Consider the following 314-nt stretch of genomic DNA (forward strand, 5'->3'; position numbering starts at 1 on the left):
AGTCGTAACAAGGTAGCCGTATCGGAAGGTGCGGCTGGATCACCTCCTTTCTAAGGATATTACGGAATGACCATTAGGTCATGGAATAACGAAGACATATTGTATTCAGTTTTGAATGTTTATAACATTCAACATTGCACATTGAAAACTAGATAAGTAAGTAAAATAGATTTTACCAAGCAAAAAACCGAGTGAATTTTTAACGAAATTCAACAAGCTTAATAATCGCGCGTCGTCTTTATAGACGACATCACAGATTAATAACAGTTATTTTCTTAAACATTATGTATAAGGAAATATAGATTAAGTTATTA

Annotated in this window: 1 rRNA gene; it reads left to right on the top strand. The window is 32.5% G+C overall.

Annotated elements, in window-relative coordinates:
* Positions 1-50 (top strand): 16S ribosomal RNA (locus LQ679_RS14725); the annotation flags it as partial.
* Positions 51-314: the final 264 nt, after the last annotated feature.

Origin of the sequence: Mammaliicoccus sp. I-M35 (genome assembly GCF_022386455.1) — a bacterium.
GTDB lineage: Bacteria > Bacillota > Bacilli > Staphylococcales > Staphylococcaceae > Mammaliicoccus > Mammaliicoccus sciuri_A.